Consider the following 17,369-nt stretch of genomic DNA (forward strand, 5'->3'; position numbering starts at 1 on the left):
GTATCGAATCACCGATTGGGCTTGACGCCCCTTCGCTGCAATGCATCATGGCACCAATGAGCACGATCAAAACCGTCTGTGTCTATTGCGGCTCCGGCCCCGGAACCAATCCCCGCTTCACCGAAGGCGCCAAGGCGTTCGGCAAGGCGCTCGCCGAGAACAACGTTCGGCTCGTTTATGGCGGCGGCTCGCTCGGCCTGATGGGCTCGGTCGCAACGTCCGTGCTCGATCACGGCGGCACCGTCACCGGCATCATCCCGGAATTCCTGCGGATGCGCGAGAACGCGCTGACGCGCGTGCAGGAGATGATCGTCACCCCCGACATGCACGAGCGCAAGCGCCTGATGTTCGAGCGCTCCGACGCCTTCGTGGCGCTGCCCGGCGGGGTCGGCACGCTGGAAGAGCTGGTCGAGCAATTGACCTGGAAGCAGCTCGGCCGTCACGCCAAGCCGGTGCTGCTCGCCAACATCGACAATTTCTGGGAGCCGCTGTTCTCGCTGCTGTCGCACATGCGCCAGACCGAGTTCATCCGCGCCGGTCTTTCGGTCGACATCATCAAGGCCGATCGGGTCGAGGACATTTTGCCGAAGCTGAAGGCGGCCGCAGCCCAGATCGCCGATGAGGAAAAGCAGCTCGCTCCCGAAGTCGCGCGCAAGCTCTGATCATTGGCATCGACCTGGCCGCGGGCTCCGTCGCCTCTCCCGCTTGCGGGAGAGGTCGCCGCGTAGCGGCGGGTGAGGGTTCTTTCCTCTGGGGGACTATCCCGTTGCGGAGACACCCTCTCCCCAGCCCTTTCCCGCAAGCGCGAGAGGGAGCGCACTTTCTTCGCGGCAATAGCGCGACACTCTATCCCTACGGAAACGTCACCGCCTCGATCCGGTTACCGTCGGGGTCTGTGACGAAGGCCGCGTAGTAGCGCACGCGATCATGCGGACGGATGCCGGGCGCACCGTCCGAGGCGCCGCCGGCGGACAGCGCGGCGGCGTGAAACGCATCGACCTCGCTTGTCGTCTTCGCCCGCAGGCAGATATGGACGCCGCTTTCGGGCGGCACGCGCGGCATGGCTTCGCGTAGATTGATCCAGAATTCCGGATAGGCCTTGCCGAAACCGACCGTGCGCGGCCGCGTGACGAGGCGCGAAAGGCCAAGGGCGGCGAGCGTTGCTTCGTAGAATTTCGCGGCGCGATCGAGATCGCTGACGCCGACGGAGATGTGGTCGATCATTGGTGCGCTCCCCTCCCACAGTCATTCCGGGGCACGCACAGCGTGAACCCGGAATCTCGAGATTCCGGGTTCGGTCCTGCGCCCCGGAATGACTCCCCGATAACTACGCCGGTGCGCCCGACTTCACGAGCTTGTAGATCACCGAATCCATCAGCGCCTGGAACGAGGCGTCGATGATGTTCGGGGAGACGCCGACCGTGGTCCAGCTGTCGCCGTTCTCGTCCTCGCTCTCGATCAGGACGCGCGTGACCGCGCCGGTGCCGCCGTTGAGGATACGCACGCGGTAGTCGATCAGCTTCAGCCCCTCGATGTATCTCTGGTACTTGCCGAGGTCCTTGCGCATGGCGACGTCGAGCGCGTTGACGGGACCGTTGCCTTCGGCGGCCGAGATCAGATGCTCGCCGGCGACGTCGACCTTCACCACCGCAAGCGCCACGGTGACGCGTTCGCCGAGCGCGTTGTAGCGCTGCTCGACATTGACGTCGAACTGCTCGACCTCGAAATAATGCGGCACCTTGCCGAGCGTGCGGCGCGCCAGCAGCTCGAACGATGCGTTGGCGGACTCGTAGGCGTAGCCGGCGGCCTCGCGCTCCTTCAACTCCTCGACGAGACGCGTCAGCTTCGGATCGCTTTTTTCGTAAGGAATGCCGGCACGGTCGAGCTCGGCGATGACGTTGGAACGTCCGGCCTGGTCAGAGACCAGGACCTTGCGGTGATTGCCGACCGTCTCCGGCAGCACGTGCTCGTAGGTCTGCGGATCCTTCAGTACCGCGGAAGCATGGATGCCGGTCTTGGTGACGAAGGCGCTCTCGCCGACATAGGCCGCATGCCGGTTCGGCACGCGGTTGAGCATGTCGTCGAGCGTGCGCGAGACCTTGACCAGGGTCGCCAGCTTCTCGGCCGTGACGCCGATCTCGAAGGCGTCCGAAAACTCCTGCTTCAGCTTCAGCGTCGGGATCAGCGAGCAGAGATTGGCGTTGCCGCAGCGCTCGCCAAGGCCGTTCAGCGTGCCCTGGATCTGCCGCGCGCCGGCCCGCACCGCGGCGAGCGAATTGGCCACCGCCTGCTCGGTGTCGTTATGGGCGTGGATGCCAACATGATCGCCCGGGATGTGTTTCGTCACTTCAGTGACGATGGCCTCGACCTCGTGCGGCATGGTGCCGCCATTGGTATCGCACAGCACCACCCAGCGCGCGCCGGCCTCGAAGGCGGCTTTCGCGCAAGCGAGCGCAAAACTCGAATCTTCCTTGTAGCCGTCGAAGAAATGCTCGCAGTCGAGCATGACCTCGCGACCGGCCGCCTTCGCGGCCGCGACGCTGTCGCGGATGGAGGCGAGGTTTTCCTCCTTCGTCGTCTCCAGCGCGACCCGCACCTGATAGGCGGATGCCTTCGCCACGAAGCAGATCGCGTCGGCCTTCGCTTCCAAAAGCCCGGCCACGCCCGGATCGTTCGAGACCGAGCGCCCGGCCCGTCGGGTCATGCCGAACGCCGTGAAGCGGGCATGGGCGAGCTTGGGCTTGCTGCCGAAGAACTCGGTGTCGGTCGGATTGGCGCCGGGATAGCCGCCTTCGACATAGTCGATGCCGAGGTCATCGAGCATCGCGGCGATGATCTGCTTGTCGGTCAGCGTGAAATCGACGCCGTTGGTCTGCGCGCCGTCGCGCAGCGTGGTGTCGAACAGATAAAGGCGCTCCTTGTTCATTGCGGTGCTCCGAGCGTCTTCTTCATGGTGGTGTTGGCAAGCCACTCGTCGTTGATCGTGATGCTGTTACGCTGCATGGCGACGTAGCCGCGCTTTGCGAAAAAACCCTGCGCAGTGTCGCTGGCATCGACCGAGAGATTTTGCGCGCCGCGGCCGCCGGCAAGCTTTTCCAAAGCGTCGACCAGCAGGGTTGCGACGCCCTGCCCGCTGACGGCCGGATGCACGTAGAGCATGCGAATATGGTCGGTGCCGCGCAGCGAAGCAAAACCGACCGGCGAGCCCTCGAGCGTCGCGATCAGCGTCAGGTCGGACGCGAGGTGCTTGCCGAACTCTTCGCTGTCCGCCGTCTCCATCCAGGCCTGCTGCTGCGCCTCGCTATAGTCCTCGCCAGTCAGCTCCTCGATGCTGGCGGCGAAGATCGCGGCGAGCACCGGCACGTCATCAGGCAGGAACGGCCGAAGTGCGGGCTTTGGCAAAGTCTGTCCCATCGTCCTCACCACATCCCATAGAGCTTGAGCACAAGCGCCACGGCACCCGCGAGCAGCAGGATCTTCAGCGCGATGTAATAGAGCCAGTGCCGCGGGAAAGGCGTGTCGGGCCGCTTCATCGCGAAAACTCCCAGGTGGTGCCGTCCTTGGAGTCCTTGATCGCGACGCCCATTGCAGCGAGCAGATCGCGAATGCGGTCGGATTCCTTGAAGTCCTTGCGCGCACGTGCGGCTGTTCGCTCTTCAATCAACTGGGTGATCTTGGCCGCGTCGTGGGTCGCAAGATTCGCCTTCGAAACTCGAGTGGCAACGTTGGAGCCGTTGAACAGCCCAAGAAGCTGAAGGCCATCTCCCAAAGCCGTCGCGTCACGCCCCGGGGTGAGGACTGCAGCAGTTCGCAACCCGTGCAGCTCGGCAATGGCTTTGGGTGTGTTCAAGTCATCGCAGAGCGCTGCGAGGAGTTCCGGATGTTTTTGCCGGCGCTCGGAGTTCCATGAACCGTCGCTTGGTAGCAATTCATGCCATTCAAGGAGAGTTTTTTCGCTTTCTTTAAGTGCCTTCATGGTCCAGTCGATCGGCGAGCGGTAGTGCGTCTTGAGCATGTTCAGGCGCAGCACCTCACCCGGCCAATCCTTGAGCAGCTCGTGAATGGTGATGAAGTTGCCGAGGCTCTTCGACATCTTCTCGCCTTCGACCTGCAGGAAGCCGTTGTGCATCCAGGTGTTCGCCATGCGCTCCCGGTGGAAGGCGCAGCAGGTCTGCGCGACCTCGTTCTCGTGATGCGGAAACACGAGATCGATGCCACCACCATGGATGTCGAAATGCTCGCCGAGATGCTTCCAGGCCATGGCCGAGCACTCGATGTGCCAGCCCGGACGCCCCTCGGCTTTGATGCCGGCCGGCGACGGCCATGATGGCTCGCCGGGCTTGGACGGCTTCCACAGCACGAAGTCGGTATTGTCCTTCTTGTAGGGCGCAACATCGACCCGGGCGCCGGCGATCATCTCGTCGAGCGAGCGATTGGACAGCGCACCATAGCGCGGCAGCGAGGAATTTGCCGCGTTCATCGCCTGCGGCGAGAACAGCACATGGTCCTCGGCAGCATAGGCAAAGCCGCCCTTGACCAGCCGCTCGATGATCTCGCGCATCTCGACGATATGCTCGGTCGCACGCGGCTCGACGCTCGGCCGAAGCGCGCCGAGCGCGTCGACATCGGCGTGAAACTGCTCGCCGGTCTGCTCGGTGACCTTGCGAATGGCCTCGTTCAGGGGCAGGCCCGGGAAGTCGCGCGCGGCGCGGTCGTTGATCTTGTCGTCGACGTCGGTGATGTTGCGGACATATTTGACGTGCGCCTCGCCATAGAGATGGCGCAGCAACCGGAACAGCACGTCGAACACGATCACCGGCCGCGCGTTGCCGATATGGGCGAAGTCGTAGACGGTCGGTCCGCAGACATACATGCGGACGTTCTCCGCATCGAGCGGCACGAAGGTGCGTTTTTCCTTCGTCAGCGTGTCGTAAAGGCGCAATTCCATATGGATACCCGTCGGCTGTTGGCCGGGCGTCCGAGGCTCTCAATTGTTTTTGAGAAAAGACGGCTCCAGCCAGCGAATCGCTAGCTCGTAATCTCGCGGCAAATGGCGCAAATGGCGAGGAGACCGTTCATGCGGCCACATATGGGCTATGAGGCGGCCCCACGTCAAGGGAGCCGCGAAAATGCCGTTTTATGTCCGCAAAGCGCGCGGGCTCGTCCTGATGGTTCGTGATCCTTAACTATTTGAGCCCATTCTGGAACCAGATTGTTCCCTTTTTTGCCTCCCGGTATTTTCATGCGATCCTTGCTCGCGCTCATTTTCAGCGCCTCGATCCTCACGGCATCCGGCGCCTGCGCCGAGACCCGCGTCTTCATCATCGCCAACCAGGCTGACGGCTACGGCATCGACCAGTGCCTGGCCAGGGGTGACAAATGCGGCGCCTCCGTCGCGCGCACCTATTGCCAGTCACGAGATTTTGCCCAGGCATCAAGCTATCGCCGGGTCGACCCCGACGAAATTACCGGCTCTGTCCCCAAATCCGGCGCAAACTGCTCCCATGGCCATTGCGACGAATATGTCGCAATCACTTGCCAGCGCTGAATTCGCTCGGAGCTGGCGCAGCTTAGGCCGGTCCTTTGGCCCCGGAAACGACGTGACGATGCCGCAGGAAGCGGCTATTGGAGGGCGCGCTTCGGCCCTCCCAAGTCACGTGGAAAGTCACATTGGGCCGTGACCTCGCTAGAATGGCGGATATGCCCGAATTTTTGTCCCTCTCCCGTGCTCGCTTTCTTCTTGCCTGCACCGTGCTCTTGAGCACGGCCGTGCTCGTCACCGGCGCTTTCGCGCAGGCCGGTCCGCCCGGACCGCCGCCCCAGCCGGGTCAGAACGGACTTGGGCCCAATCCGATGTGCGTGCGACTGGAAGGCCAGCTCGCCGCGCTCGATCGTGGCGGCGGCGGTGATCCCGCGCGCGAAGACCAGATCCGCCGCTACCAGGACTCCCAGGCCAAGCAGCAGGCCGAGCTCGACCGTGTCACCATGCAGGCCAAGCGCATGGGCTGCGATTCCTCCGGCTTCTTCTCGCTGTTCAACGGCCAGTCGGCCCAATGCGGCCCGGTCAACACCCAGATCCAGCAGATGCGCGCCAATCTGGACCAGATCACCGGCAATCTCGAGCGCCTGCGCGGCGGCGGCGGCTTCAGCCCGGAACGCGACAGTCAGCGCCGCTCGGTGCTGGTTGCGCTGGCGCAGAACAATTGCGGCCCGCAATATGCCAACGCCGCGCAGTCGCAGGGCGGCGGCAACTTCCTCAGCAATCTGTTCGGCGGCAACAACGCGGGCAATCCGCAAGGCGTGCCGCCGTCCGATCTTGGACCGCAATCCGGCACCTACCGCACCGTGTGCGTGCGCACCTGCGACGGCGCCTATTTCCCAGTCTCGTTTGCAACGGTGCCAGCGCGCTTCCCCGACGACGAGAAGACCTGCAAGGCGCTGTGCCCGGCCGCGGAAGCCGTGCTCTACACCCATCGCAATCCCGGCGAAGACATGAACGCCGCGGTCTCGATCAGCGGCCAGCCCTACACGGCGCTGCCGACCGCTTTCAAATTCCGCAGCGAGTTCAACCCGTCCTGCTCCTGCAAGGCCGCCGGCCAGACCTGGGCGGACGCGCTGAAATCCGCCGACGACAAGGCGACCGCCGAGCAGCAGGGCGACATCATCGTCACCGAGGAGAGCGCCAAGAAGATGCAGCAGCAGCGGCTCAACAAGGGCACGCCTGCGAATGCCAAGAAGGGCGCAGCTCCCGCGCCGACGACCGCCACCGCACCGGCCGCGACGCCGCCGGCGGATACGGGCACGGCTGCGAGCTCCGAGAACAAGCCAATCCGCTCGGTCGGCCCGACCTTCCTGCCGCAGCAGCAGAAATAGTTGCGGCGGCAGGCCGCCGCCTCACCCTCACCCCTCGAACGCGTCGATCGACGCCTTGCTGCCGCGCGACACCAGCGCCTCGTCCGCCACCGGCAGCGCCTCGCCCCTGTCGCGAAAGCGGTTGGTGATGGGATAGCGGCGGTCGCGGCCAAAGTTCCTCGGCGTCACCTTCACGCCGGGCGCGGCCTGGCGGCGCTTGTATTCGGCGACGTTGAGCAGATGGTCGATGCGGGTGACCGTTTCGCGATCAAAGCCGGCCGCGATGATCTGATCGAGCGGCTCTTCGCGCTCGATGAGACCCTTCAGGATGCCATCGAGCACGTCGTAAGGCGGCAGCGAATCCTGGTCGGTCTGGTTCTCGCGCAGTTCGGCAGTCGGCGGCCGCGTGATGATGTCGGGCGGGATCACCTCGCCCGCCGGCCCGAGCGCGCCATCGGGCTTCCAGCCGTTGCGGAGGCTTGCCAGCCGAAACACCTGCGTCTTGTAGATGTCCTTGATCGGGTTGAAGCCGCCGTTCATGTCGCCATAGAGCGTGGCGTAGCCGACCGACATTTCCGACTTGTTGCCTGTCGTCACCACCATCAACCCGGTCTTGTTGGAGATCGCCATCAGGAGCGTGCCGCGGCTGCGGGCCTGGAGGTTCTCCTCGGTGATGTCAGGCGGCAAATTCTTGAAGAGCCCCGAGAGGATGGTCTCAAAGCCGGTCACGGCCTCCGCGATCGGCAGCACCTCATAACGGATGCCGAGATGGCCGGCGAGCTCGCCCGCATCGGCGATCGAGTGTGCCGCGGTGTAGCGATACGGCAACATCACGCCATGCACCTGATCGGCGCCGAGCGCATCGACCGCGATCGCCGCGCAGAGTGCGGAGTCGATGCCCCCGGAAATGCCGAGCAGCACGCCGGGAAAACCGTTCTTGGTGACGTAGTCGCGCAGGCCCAGCACGCAGGCGGCGTAGTCGGCCTTGTCGCCCTCGGGCTGCTCGGCGATCGGGCCCGTGCAGCGCCAGTCGTCGCCATTTCTCGCAAAACGCAACGTGACGATGCTTTCCTCGAACGCCGGCAATTGCGCGCCGAGCGAAAGATCGCCGTTGAGCGCGAAGGAGGCGCCGTCGAACACCAGTTCGTCCTGGCCGCACACCTGATTGAGATAGACCAGCGGCAGCGCGCTTTCGGTGACGCGCGCCACGGCGACGGACAGGCGCACGTCGCTCTTGTCGCGGGCGTAAGGCGAGCCGTTCGGCACCAGGATGATCTCGGCCCCGGTCTCGGCCAGCGTCTCGACCACGTTCTCGTAATCCTCGGACTCCTCCAGCCAGATGTCCTCGCAGATGGGGACGCCGATGCGCACGCCGCGCACGGTCACGGGGCCCGCAGCAGGGCCGCGCGCAAACAGCCGCTTCTCGTCGAACACGCCATAGTTCGGCAGATTGCATTTGAAACGCAACGCGGCGATGCGCCCGCCGTCGAGCAGCGCGCAGGCATTGTAGAGCTTGCCGTCCTCGACCCAGGGCGTGCCGATCAGCATGGCCGGCCCGCCATCGGCGGTCTCGCGCGCCAGCGCCTCGATCGCGGCGCGACAGGCCGCCTGGAAAGCCGGCTTCTGCACGAGATCCTCCGGCGGATAGCCGGCGATGAACAATTCCGGAAACAGCACGAGATCGGCGCCGTCGGCGACGGCCCGCGCGCGCGCATTGCGCGCCTTCGCGGCGTTACCCTCGATGTCGCCCAGAGTCGGATTGAGCTGGGCGAGCGTGACCGCGAATGCTTTGAGACGTTCGGTCATGGCCGCCGCGCTCCGATCAGATGAATCCCAGTCGCTCGATGATGGCGATGATCCAGAACGCGCCGGCCATCAGCAGCGCGACGCCGACGGCGGCCGAGCCCATGTCCTTGACCCGCCCGATCTGCTTGTCGTGATCCATCGTCAGCCGGTCGGCGAGCTTTTCGATCGCGGTGTTGAGCAGCTCGACGGTCAGCACGAACGCAACCGAACAGACCAGCTCGACCGCGCGCATCGCGGTCGCCCCGACCAACCAGGCCAGCGGCAGCGACGCGAGGAGCGCAAAAATCTCCTCGCGGACGGCCTGCTCCGATCGGAACGCAAAGGCCAGACCGTTACGGGAATTGATCGTGGCCTTCCAGATCCGCAGCAAGATCCTAGAGCCCCGCTGCGGCCGGCATCGGCGTGGACTTGCCCGCGCGTTCCTGCTTGAGGAGCTCCGCAATCAGGAAAGCCATGTCGATGGATTGCTCGGCATTGAGGCGGGGATCGCAGACCGTGTGATAGCGGTCGTTGAGGTCCTCGTCCGTGATCGCGCGGGCGCCGCCGATACACTCGGTGACGTCCTGCCCGGTCATCTCCAGATGCACGCCGCCGGCATGGGTGCCTTCGGCGGCATGGATCGTGAAGAAAGACTTCACCTCAGACAGAACCCGGTCGAACGGGCGCGTCTTGTAGCCCGAGGTCGAGGTGATGGTGTTGCCGTGCATGGGGTCGCACGACCAGACCACGACCTTGCCCTCGCGCTTCACGGCGCGGATCATGTTCGGCAGATGCTCGCCGACCTTGTCCGAGCCGAAGCGGCCGATCAGCGTCAACCGGCCCGGCTCGTTGTCGGGGTTGAGCACGTCGATCAGCTTCAAAAGCTCGTCGGGCTTGAGCGACGGGCCGCATTTCAGCCCGATCGGGTTCCTGATGCCGCGGAAATACTCGATATGGCCGTGATCGAGCTGGCGGGTGCGGTCGCCGATCCAGATCATGTGACCCGAGGTCGCGTACCAGTCCCCAGTGGTGGAATCGACCCGGGTCAAGGCCTGCTCATAGCCGAGCAGCAGCGCCTCGTGGCTGGTGTAGAAATCGGTGGCGCGCAGCTCGGGATGGGCCTCGAGATCGAGGCCGCAGGCGCGCATGAAGTTGAGCGCGTCCGAGATACGGTCGGCCAGCTCCTTGTAGCGGCGGGACTGCGGCGAATCCTTGAGGAAGCCGAGCATCCACTGATGCACGCTGCCGAGATTGGCGTAGCCGCCGGTGGCGAAGGCGCGCAGCAGGTTCAGCGTCGCGGCCGACTGGCGATAGGCCATCAGCTGGCGCTGCGGATCTGGCACGCGCGCTTCCCTGGTGAAGGCGATGTCGTTGACGATGTCGCCGCGGTAGCTCGGCAGCTCGACGCCATTGATCTTCTCGGTCGGCGACGATCGCGGCTTGGCAAACTGGCCGGCAACGCGGCCGACCTTCACCACCGGCACCGCGCCAGCATAGGTCAGGACCACCGCCATCTGCAGCAGCACGCGGAAGAAATCGCGGATGTTGTTGGCGCCGTGCTCGGCAAAGCTCTCGGCGCAGTCGCCGCCCTGGAGCAGGAAGGCCTCGCCGGCCGCAACGCGCCCCAGCGCCTTCTTCAGATTGCGCGCCTCGCCCGCGAACACCAGCGGCGGAAAGGTCGCAAGCTGCGCCTCGACGTCGGCCAGGGCCTTGGCGTCGGGATAGTCGGGCACCTGTAGCACCGGCTTGCTGCGCCAGGACTCGGGCGTCCACCGCTCGGACATCGCAATCTCTCCGTGAAGCAAAAAGCACAACCTGATCTAGGGGTTGCGAGGGCCGCCTTATACACAGGCTGGCACGACATCGCCAGTTGTAAATCCATTTGGTATTGCAAACCCTTGCGGGGAAAGCCGAATTCGCATTTGCTGGGAACGGCGAGGCAACTGGCAGGATACCTTGCGCCCATGGACGCGGCACTGGACGACGTTTTCATCGACGAGATCAACTTCCCGGCGACCGACGGGTATGCCCTGACCGGCACCCTGTTCCTGCCGCGCGGCACCAAACGCCATGCCGTCCTGATCAACTCGGCGACCGCCGTTCCGCGCAAGATCTACCGGGGCTTTGCCTCCTACCTCGCCCATCGCGGCTGCGCGGTGCTCACTTACGACTATCGCGGCATCGGCGATTCCCGGCTGCCGGCGATGGTCGGCTACAACCAGCCGAAATCGCTGGTCGGCTTCAAGGCCTCGATGTCGGACTGGGCCGCGCTCGACGTCACCGCTGCGGTCAGCTGGATGCGGGAGCGGTACAACACCCTGCCGCTTGCCTATGTCGGTCATTCCTTCGGCGGCCAGGCGCTGGGGCTGATCGCGAACAACAGCGAAATCTCGCGCGCCGCCTTCGTGGCCTCGCAGGCCGCGACCTGGCGGCTGATGACCTCGCCGGAGAAATACCGCGTCTTCGCCTTCATGAACCTCATCGGCGTGCCGCTCGCCCACACGCTCGGCTACGCCCCGGGCTGGGCCGGCGTCGGCGAGGATCTGCCCAAGGGCGTCTTCCTGCAATGGGCCGATTGGGTCTCGAGCCCCCGCTATCTCTTCGATTCCAAGCTGCCGGCGCTGGAGAATTTTGCGAAGTTCAAGGGCGAGCTGCGGGCGCTGTGCTTCGCCGACGATCCCTGGGCGACGCGGCCGGCGGTCGAACTGCTCGCGAGCGGGTTCACCGCGATCAAGCCGGAGGTGCTCAACGTCAAGCCGTCCGAGGTCGGCGCCAAGGCAATTGGCCATTTCGGCTTCTTCCGCCCCGAGCACCGCGACACGCTGTGGCGCGGCGTCGCGGAATGGGTTCAGGGGGAGTGAGACACACCTTCGCGTCCTCGCGGCGCATCTCGTCCGGGCTTCCGGAATGCCTTCGCGGAGACAGTCTGGATTGCTTGTGCAAAGGCTTCTTGCAATGAGGGCGCGTGTGGCGATCTGCGTCTCTCTCGTGTCCCGGACGCGCTGCAGCGTTCTTACGCTGCTGCGCAGAGCCGGGACCCAGGAAGCCACGGCACTCGTTGATGCATGGGCCCCGGCTCTGCAGCGCATCGTCGAAGGGACGCTGCGCCGCGTCCGGGGCACGAGACCTTTGTTCAATGACACACATGATTGATCATCCTCGCGGCGCATTTCGCCCGAGCTTTGCTTGATCGCTTCACCCTCACTTGAAAGAGGGCGCAGGGAAGACCGGGCGCCGGCTGGCACCCGCGGTCCACTGTGCGAATTCTGCGTAACAAGAAGCTGCACAGCGGCATACAGGTGTAGCCAGGACATCCCGGCCTTCCCTGCGCAGTGGGTTTACGGCTTATGTCGTGCTCTCCCCGGGGAGCGATGCACTATTGCCCCCGTCGCCTTGTAGATGACTGATGCGCGTGCCCGGTCGGGCCGCCACATCACCGCAAGACTTGGCGCACAGACCCCGGGCGCCAGGACGACACGATTTTGCCGTACGCCGATCACACCGGTCGTGTGCGCCAGGTGTTTCGCTCACGGTTGCCCGCCCTGCGGAATCCTTGGCGCCGATGTGACCCACGTCCACCGCCACCCAGCCCGCGCTCGTGACGATCGCGATACGCCCCTCTTCGTTGGGCCGGGATGCCGCAACACATACGCGATATCCGAATTTCGGTAAAGTGGAATATTTTCGGCGATAAGGGTTGCCCCACCTCTGGCATGTTTTGCCCGTCGGGCAACACAAGGTGTTGTAGATATCGTGCCCGGCCGCGGCTCGGGCGTTTCCGTGGCAGCGCTGAACCCGACGCACAGCCGCGCCTTCACCGAGGAGGAAGCAGCCAAGGCTGTGGGACCGCCGCGCTTCGGCCTCTTGACAACCAAGGCGTGTATCTTGCTCACTACGCCCTTTCCCGATAGAAAGGATAGTGAAATGTCGGATAAACTGATCATTGTTCCGCCCGGTCACGTTGTACCTGGCGGCGAGCTCCTGAACATCACCAGCGATCACATCGGTGAACTTACGGCGACCATGCAGCTTCTCCGCGACGCCACAGTGCGCATTACCGGTACTATGGTTTGGATGGGGGATGGCAGCGGATCACTGCACCTATTTGTCAAAGACATGAGCACAGGCGCGGAATCTGAGTTGGCAAAAGATATCTCGCCTAATCACAATCAACGCGTCGAGACCGATGTGAACTTCTACGCAAATAAGCAGTACGCAATCAGGCTGAAGCAAATCAATGACAACGCCGAACCCGGCGCTTCAACCCTGCGCGTGGTCGTTGTGATGACCTAGTCCGGAGAGACGCCCTTTGCCGCATCGGCTCGGTGCGGCAACGGACACATCCCTGAGAAGAGTGAAGGCGAGTGAAAGTCGGCTGTTGCCCCATCAGCGACCTCGGAAACCATCCACTGTTCGGCCGATGCCGGCGGTAAACCGGACGTCAGGCGGACCGCCGATTAATGGGTACAGGCCCTACCGGATAATCGTCGTCAGCGACGAGTAGCGCCTGTTCGGCCTGACCTCGCCCGGCGCGAACTGCGCGAACGCATCGCTGACGCGGGCCGCCGGCGTGGTGCCGTCTGCGAAGCGGAATTCCTTCGGCCGCGGCGCATAGAAGCTGGCGCGGTAATAGGCGTCGTCGAAGCGGGCGTCGCCGACCCCGAACAATGCGTCGCAGGCGAACAAGAGCGCGTAGACTCCCGCGAGCGCAGCGACGACCTCCTTGAGAACTGACATGTTGATGCCCCACCCTTTTGCCGGGGAGCATGCACGCCGGTTCCAAAGCCCTGGTTTAAGACCGCGCGGTTCTTGTCCGCAGGGTTTGCCGCGGCTGAGCGGATTGCAGACAATTTTATCGATCTCGAAAAGAGAGCCCGCCTGATCGGATCAGGCGGGCTCCAGGATTGGCCGCTCGGGAGGTCTCAGACGGCCAGGTTCATCAGTGGTTGGCGGCCCCCTTGCGATGGCCGTTCTCGCTGAGGCGGTCGACCCAGGCGATGCCGACCGCCGAGATGATGAAGGTCAGATGGATCAGCACCTGCCACATCACGCCGGTCTCGGTGAAATTGCTGCGCGTGGTGCCGAGATTGCCGGCCTCGATGAAGGTCCTGAGCAACGAGATCGAGGAGATGCCGATGATCGCCATCGCGAGCTTGATCTTGAGCACGCTGGCATTGACGTGACTGAGCCATTCCGGCTCGTCGGGATGGCCGGTCAGGTTCAGCCGGGACACGAAGGTCTCGTAGCCGCCGACGATCACCATGATCAGCAGGTTCGAGATCATGACGACGTCGATCAGCCCGAGCACGACCAGCATGATCTGCTGCTCGCTGGCGTCGAACGAGTGCACGACCAGATGCCAGAGCTCCTTCAGGAACAGCAGCACATAGACGGCCTGCGCGACGATCAGGCCGACATAGAGCGGCACTTGCAGCCAGCGCGAGCCGAAGATGAGCTGCGCGAACGGGCCGAGCCGGGGCGGCACGGCCTGCGCCGAAGGTGCTTGGGGTTCGGACGTCATGAATTACTCCGGATTGCGGAAAGATTATCGCCTCAGAGACTCGCGATGACCGGTGCGAGCTCGAGCGAGCCCCGATAGATCATCTCGAAGGCGACGTAAATGATGATGGCGAGGCCGATATAGGCGATCCAGCGCTGCTTCTGGAGCACGCGGCCGAGCAGATCCGCGGCGACGCCCATCATCGCGACCGACAGCAACAGGCCGAAGGCGAGGATATAGGGATGCTCGCGCGCGGCGCCCGCGACCGCGAGCACGTTGTCGAGCGACATCGAGACGTCGGCGGCGACGATCTGCACCGCCGCCTGGCCGAAGGTCTTTCGCTGCACGGCCCCACCATCCGCGCCGCCGCCATGGCCAAACGCCAGCTGCCGCGCATGCGCCTGCTCGCGCAGTTCGCGCCACATCTTCCAGCAAACCCAGAGCAGCAGCACGCCGCCGGCAAGCAACAGGCCGATGACCTGCAGCAACTGGGTCGCGACGCCGGCGAAGACGATGCGCAATGCCGTGGCGGCGGCGATACCGACGATGATGGCGCGGCGGCGCTGCTCGGCCGGCAATCCCGCTGCGGCGAGACCGATGACGACGGCATTGTCGCCGGCGAGAACGAGGTCGATCAGGACGACTTGAAGCAGCGCAGTCAGCGCGTCGGACGTGATGAATTCAGTCATGATTGATCATCTTTTGGGGCGGCCGGATCGAGCCAATGCGGCTTGCGGCGCTCGATCCAGTCGAAGACCTTCGAACGCGACGAACGCAGCGCAGGCACGTCCTCCGCGAGCAGCGCGAGGCCGAGCGGCAGCATCCAGATGCCGAGCACCGGCAGGATGGAGAGCACACCGCCGACGACCAGCAATGTGCCCGAGGGGATTCGCACCCAGCGGCTGGACGGTTTGAGCAGATAGGCGAAGGTATCGCCCATGCGCGGCGGCAAACGGTGGACGAGCTTGTCGAGACGCGGGTCTCCGCCGGCCATCTGGCCGGCGGCGCCCTCGGTTTTCGTCGTGCGCTCGTCCGAAACTGTGCTCATGCTTACTCCTTCAAGGCAGCCTGCCGTTCGGCGCCCGCGGCACTCGGCACGACCGGTTTCGCGCGCGGCAGCACCAGCGTCAGCAAGCGCAACAATTTGATCGCCTGCACTTCATGGGGATGGACGTCCTCATCCGCCGCAGCCACGCGCTCCGACAGCTCCATCAGATGGGACGAGAGCGGCAGGTTCGAAACCGGCCGCAGCGTGTCGATCACGACATTGGCAAAATCCGGCTCCTCGAGCCGTTCGGCGAGTTCATCGAACATCGCATAGAGCCGTTCCTCCGAAATGTGCGGCGCCAGCTTGCGATCCCTGATGAAACGGACCACCTCGTCGCGCTCGACCGGCGAAACGCGCCGGTCGGCAACCGCAACCAGCGCACCCACGATCACCAGCGCGACCGCGGCCTGCTCGTTCAGGCTGGACGGTTCCGTGATCTCGATCTCGATCGTATTTGAGGATTTGGCGTCAGACATCGTTGCTCCCTTAACTTGCGAAATGACCGCACGGAGCTGCGATGGGGACGAATGGTCGGAGAGAACGAACGAGGCCCGACAATCGGCCGATCCATCGCATTCGCGCGGGACAGGTCATCCGACATCACGAGGTTTGCCGACATCGTCGGCGTCCTCGCCAGAGGGGCCCGGATTCTTGTTCGTGTCAGAGATAAAGGTGGGCCTGTCGGAATCAAGGCGGCACGGCTGCGACCAGCCGCCGCATCGGTTCCGTGGTCTGGCATTGTGTTCCGGACGCGCTGCACACCGCTAAGTCGGCGCTGCGCTGCGTCCGAGGCAAGAGGCCACCATTTCGTCGCGCACCTGCATCAACGCGTCTCAGCCCACCGGCTCGACCAGATGCGCACGGGATGGCGCGGGATCGAACCGGTCGCCGAAATATTGCGTCTCGTGCGTCACCAGTCCGTCGTGGAATTCCATGATGCTCACGACATAAGACGGCACCCCGTCATAGCTCAGCACGAATTCACTGACCCAAAGATCGCCGCCGCCAACGATCCGCCGAACCGTGAAGCGCTTCTGGTTCGGCTGCACGAACCTGCTCTCCTGAATGTTCCTGCGACCGCGGATGCGCTCGCCTGACTGCGGATAGTCCAGCACTGCGTCCTCGCGATAGATATCGTGCTCGACCTCGAAATCATTGGCGTCTGAGGCGTCCCAATGTCGCCGAAGCGCGGCCAATACAGCTTGATCGTTCATCGCGGTCTCCAATTTCGACTTGCCGGATCGTAACAGTGAAGTCGGCTCTGGTCGTGATCGCTGCTTGGCGCCGGGAACCACGAGGCCGGCACGTCGGTTAGTGCAGCTCACAACCCATCCGCCGCCTCACAGGAACTCCCATGTGCCGCTGGATCGCCTACCGGGGCGAGACGACGTCTTTCGAGCCCTATGTCACCGAGCCCGAACATTCGCTGGTCGCGCAAAGCATCCGCTCGCTGCAATCCACGGCGGGCTCGAACGGTGACGGCTTTGGTCTCGGCTGGTACGGCGAGCATCCGGAGCCCGGCCTTTATCGCGAGACGCGCCCGGCCTGGTCGGACGAAAACCTGCGCTACCTCTGCCGGCATCTGCGCTCGCATTTGTTCTTCGCCCATGTGCGCGCCGCCACCGGCACGGCGGTGACGCGGCAGAATTGCCATCCCTTTGCCTGCGGCCACTGGATGTTCATGCACAACGGATTCGTCGGGAGCTGGAATCGGCTGCGGCGCAAGGTCGAGGCGCTGATCCCCGATGCTCATTATCCGTCGCGGCTGGGCACGACCGACTCGGAAGCCGTGTTCCTGGCGATGATGGGTGCCGGCCTCGACAGCGACCCGCTTGGAGCAACGCGGCGCGTGCTGCAAGCCCTCGTCGGCCTCGTCAATGAAGGCCAGCTGCGCGAACGGCTGCGCTTCACCAGTGCGATCGCCAACGGCCGGGATCTCTATGCGTTTCGAGTTGCGGTCAACGATGCCGCGAACACGCTCTACTACCGGGAGGACGGCGGCCAGGTCATCGTCGTGTCCGAGCCTTTCGACAAGGAATCGGACTGGACCGAAGTGCCGCCAAACCACGCGCTGATCGCGCGCGGGTCCGAAAACGTGAAGATTGTTCCGTTCGACGCGACAATTTGCAGTAGCGCCGACAGGGAACCCGCCCCTACCAGAAGGATTAGTGCCCGCAGGTGATC

General features: G+C 64.2%; 19 protein-coding genes. 6 read left to right on the top strand and 13 right to left on the bottom strand.

The annotated features are described in order from the left end of the window. Positions 1-56: 56 nt before the first annotated feature. The gene (locus tag AABA84_RS23775; protein ID WP_212246692.1) at positions 57-662 is read left to right on the top strand and encodes an LOG family protein; all 606 of its coding nucleotides are present in this window, start codon (positions 57-59) and stop codon (positions 660-662) included. Between the two features lie 190 nt (positions 663-852). On the opposite strand, the gene AABA84_RS23780 is transcribed toward AABA84_RS23775, so the two are convergent. The 4 genes from AABA84_RS23780 to cysS form a co-directional block, all read right to left on the bottom strand. Beyond that, positions 853-1,224 (bottom strand): VOC family protein, encoded by a 372-nt coding sequence (locus tag AABA84_RS23780; RefSeq protein WP_338313378.1) that lies wholly within the window; start codon positions 1,222-1,224, stop codon positions 853-855. A gap of 103 nt (positions 1,225-1,327) precedes the next feature. After that, positions 1,328-2,926, bottom strand: coding sequence for a citramalate synthase (gene cimA / locus AABA84_RS23785; RefSeq protein WP_212246693.1), 1,599 nt, complete (start codon positions 2,924-2,926; stop codon positions 1,328-1,330). Then, a complete protein-coding gene (locus AABA84_RS23790) occupies positions 2,923-3,414 on the bottom strand; it encodes a GNAT family N-acetyltransferase (RefSeq protein WP_212246695.1) in 492 nt (163 codons plus the stop codon). The genes cimA and AABA84_RS23790 overlap by 4 nt, the downstream gene beginning before the upstream one ends. A gap of 115 nt (positions 3,415-3,529) precedes the next feature. Continuing rightward, positions 3,530-4,948, bottom strand: coding sequence for a cysteine--tRNA ligase (gene cysS, locus AABA84_RS23795; RefSeq protein ID WP_212246697.1), 1,419 nt, complete (start codon positions 4,946-4,948; stop codon positions 3,530-3,532). A 294-nt stretch (positions 4,949-5,242) separates the two neighbouring features. Here cysS and AABA84_RS23800 point away from each other — a divergent pair, with 294 nt between their 5' ends. After that, positions 5,243-5,548 (top strand): hypothetical protein, encoded by a 306-nt coding sequence (locus AABA84_RS23800; protein ID WP_212246699.1) that lies wholly within the window; start codon positions 5,243-5,245, stop codon positions 5,546-5,548. A 143-nt stretch (positions 5,549-5,691) separates the two neighbouring features. Beyond that, positions 5,692-6,873 carry a DUF2865 domain-containing protein gene (locus tag AABA84_RS23805; protein ID WP_212246700.1) on the top strand — a complete coding sequence of 394 codons (1,182 nt, stop codon included), beginning with the start codon at positions 5,692-5,694 and terminating at the stop codon, positions 6,871-6,873. 27 nt (positions 6,874-6,900) lie between these two features. Here the strand turns inward: AABA84_RS23805 and AABA84_RS23810 are convergent, their stop codons facing one another. From AABA84_RS23810 to AABA84_RS23820, 3 genes are read right to left on the bottom strand one after another with little or no spacing between them, the layout of a single operon-like run. Continuing rightward, the gene (locus AABA84_RS23810; RefSeq protein WP_212246702.1) at positions 6,901-8,658 is read right to left on the bottom strand and encodes an NAD+ synthase; all 1,758 of its coding nucleotides are present in this window, start codon (positions 8,656-8,658) and stop codon (positions 6,901-6,903) included. A gap of 16 nt (positions 8,659-8,674) precedes the next feature. Continuing rightward, positions 8,675-9,028, bottom strand: coding sequence for a diacylglycerol kinase (locus tag AABA84_RS23815; RefSeq protein WP_212246704.1), 354 nt, complete (start codon positions 9,026-9,028; stop codon positions 8,675-8,677). Between the two features lie 4 nt (positions 9,029-9,032). Then, positions 9,033-10,421, bottom strand: coding sequence for a class II 3-deoxy-7-phosphoheptulonate synthase (locus AABA84_RS23820; RefSeq protein WP_212246706.1), 1,389 nt, complete (start codon positions 10,419-10,421; stop codon positions 9,033-9,035). Between the two features lie 180 nt (positions 10,422-10,601). On the opposite strand from AABA84_RS23820, the gene AABA84_RS23825 reads away from it, so the two are divergent. Continuing rightward, positions 10,602-11,498 carry an alpha/beta hydrolase family protein gene (locus tag AABA84_RS23825; protein WP_212246708.1) on the top strand — a complete coding sequence of 299 codons (897 nt, stop codon included), beginning with the start codon at positions 10,602-10,604 and terminating at the stop codon, positions 11,496-11,498. Positions 11,499-12,417: 919 nt separating this feature from the next. Beyond that, complete coding sequence (locus AABA84_RS23830) at positions 12,418-12,930, top strand: hypothetical protein (RefSeq protein WP_212246710.1); 513 nt, start codon at positions 12,418-12,420, stop codon at positions 12,928-12,930. Between the two features lie 180 nt (positions 12,931-13,110). Here AABA84_RS23830 and AABA84_RS23835 read toward each other — a convergent pair whose 3' ends face one another. From AABA84_RS23835 to AABA84_RS23860, 6 genes are all read right to left on the bottom strand, one after another. Then, positions 13,111-13,374, bottom strand: a complete 264-nt coding sequence (locus AABA84_RS23835; RefSeq protein ID WP_212246712.1) for a hypothetical protein — start codon at positions 13,372-13,374, stop codon at positions 13,111-13,113. A 202-nt stretch (positions 13,375-13,576) separates the two neighbouring features. Next, entirely contained in the window at positions 13,577-14,158 is a 582-nt protein-coding gene (locus AABA84_RS23840) for a TIGR00645 family protein (protein WP_212246714.1), read from the bottom strand. 32 nt (positions 14,159-14,190) lie between these two features. Further along, positions 14,191-14,826: a TerC family protein gene (locus AABA84_RS23845; protein WP_338313386.1), complete on the bottom strand. Its 636-nt coding sequence runs from the start codon at positions 14,824-14,826 to the stop codon at positions 14,191-14,193. Next, positions 14,823-15,185 (bottom strand): hypothetical protein, encoded by a 363-nt coding sequence (locus tag AABA84_RS23850; RefSeq protein WP_338313388.1) that lies wholly within the window; start codon positions 15,183-15,185, stop codon positions 14,823-14,825. Before AABA84_RS23850 ends, AABA84_RS23845 begins: the two co-directional genes overlap by 4 nt. Before the next feature lie 2 nt (positions 15,186-15,187). After that, positions 15,188-15,661, bottom strand: coding sequence for a TerB family tellurite resistance protein (locus tag AABA84_RS23855; RefSeq protein ID WP_212246724.1), 474 nt, complete (start codon positions 15,659-15,661; stop codon positions 15,188-15,190). Positions 15,662-16,018: 357 nt separating this feature from the next. Continuing rightward, positions 16,019-16,399 (bottom strand): nuclear transport factor 2 family protein, encoded by a 381-nt coding sequence (locus AABA84_RS23860; protein WP_212246727.1) that lies wholly within the window; start codon positions 16,397-16,399, stop codon positions 16,019-16,021. Between the two features lie 140 nt (positions 16,400-16,539). Between AABA84_RS23860 and AABA84_RS23865 the strand changes: the two genes are divergently transcribed. Continuing rightward, positions 16,540-17,367 (top strand): class II glutamine amidotransferase, encoded by an 828-nt coding sequence (locus AABA84_RS23865; protein ID WP_212246728.1) that lies wholly within the window; start codon positions 16,540-16,542, stop codon positions 17,365-17,367. Positions 17,368-17,369: the final 2 nt, after the last annotated feature.

This window comes from Bradyrhizobium sp. TM239 (assembly GCF_036247985.1).
GTDB classification, from domain to species: Bacteria; Pseudomonadota; Alphaproteobacteria; order Rhizobiales; family Xanthobacteraceae; genus Bradyrhizobium; species Bradyrhizobium ottawaense.

Excerpts from the sequence above, each read along its gene's own strand:
- AABA84_RS23775 (WP_212246692.1), top strand. The coding sequence starts at position 57 with ATGAGCACGATCAAAACCGTCTGTGTCTATTGCGGCTCCGGCCCCGGA.
- AABA84_RS23780 (WP_338313378.1), bottom strand. The coding sequence starts at position 1,224 with ATGATCGACCACATCTCCGTCGGCGTCAGCGATCTCGATCGCGCCGCG.
- cimA (WP_212246693.1), bottom strand. The coding sequence starts at position 2,926 with ATGAACAAGGAGCGCCTTTATCTGTTCGACACCACGCTGCGCGACGGC.
- AABA84_RS23790 (WP_212246695.1), bottom strand. The coding sequence starts at position 3,414 with ATGGGACAGACTTTGCCAAAGCCCGCACTTCGGCCGTTCCTGCCTGAT.
- cysS (WP_212246697.1), bottom strand. The coding sequence starts at position 4,948 with ATGGAATTGCGCCTTTACGACACGCTGACGAAGGAAAAACGCACCTTC.
- AABA84_RS23800 (WP_212246699.1), top strand. The coding sequence starts at position 5,243 with ATGCGATCCTTGCTCGCGCTCATTTTCAGCGCCTCGATCCTCACGGCA.
- AABA84_RS23805 (WP_212246700.1), top strand. The coding sequence starts at position 5,692 with ATGGCGGATATGCCCGAATTTTTGTCCCTCTCCCGTGCTCGCTTTCTT.
- AABA84_RS23810 (WP_212246702.1), bottom strand. The coding sequence starts at position 8,658 with ATGACCGAACGTCTCAAAGCATTCGCGGTCACGCTCGCCCAGCTCAAT.
- AABA84_RS23820 (WP_212246706.1), bottom strand. The coding sequence starts at position 10,421 with ATGTCCGAGCGGTGGACGCCCGAGTCCTGGCGCAGCAAGCCGGTGCTA.
- AABA84_RS23825 (WP_212246708.1), top strand. The coding sequence starts at position 10,602 with ATGGACGCGGCACTGGACGACGTTTTCATCGACGAGATCAACTTCCCG.
- AABA84_RS23835 (WP_212246712.1), bottom strand. The coding sequence starts at position 13,374 with ATGTCAGTTCTCAAGGAGGTCGTCGCTGCGCTCGCGGGAGTCTACGCG.
- AABA84_RS23840 (WP_212246714.1), bottom strand. The coding sequence starts at position 14,158 with ATGACGTCCGAACCCCAAGCACCTTCGGCGCAGGCCGTGCCGCCCCGG.
- AABA84_RS23845 (WP_338313386.1), bottom strand. The coding sequence starts at position 14,826 with ATGACTGAATTCATCACGTCCGACGCGCTGACTGCGCTGCTTCAAGTC.
- AABA84_RS23850 (WP_338313388.1), bottom strand. The coding sequence starts at position 15,185 with ATGAGCACAGTTTCGGACGAGCGCACGACGAAAACCGAGGGCGCCGCC.
- AABA84_RS23855 (WP_212246724.1), bottom strand. The coding sequence starts at position 15,661 with ATGTCTGACGCCAAATCCTCAAATACGATCGAGATCGAGATCACGGAA.
- AABA84_RS23860 (WP_212246727.1), bottom strand. The coding sequence starts at position 16,399 with ATGAACGATCAAGCTGTATTGGCCGCGCTTCGGCGACATTGGGACGCC.
- AABA84_RS23865 (WP_212246728.1), top strand. The coding sequence starts at position 16,540 with ATGTGCCGCTGGATCGCCTACCGGGGCGAGACGACGTCTTTCGAGCCC.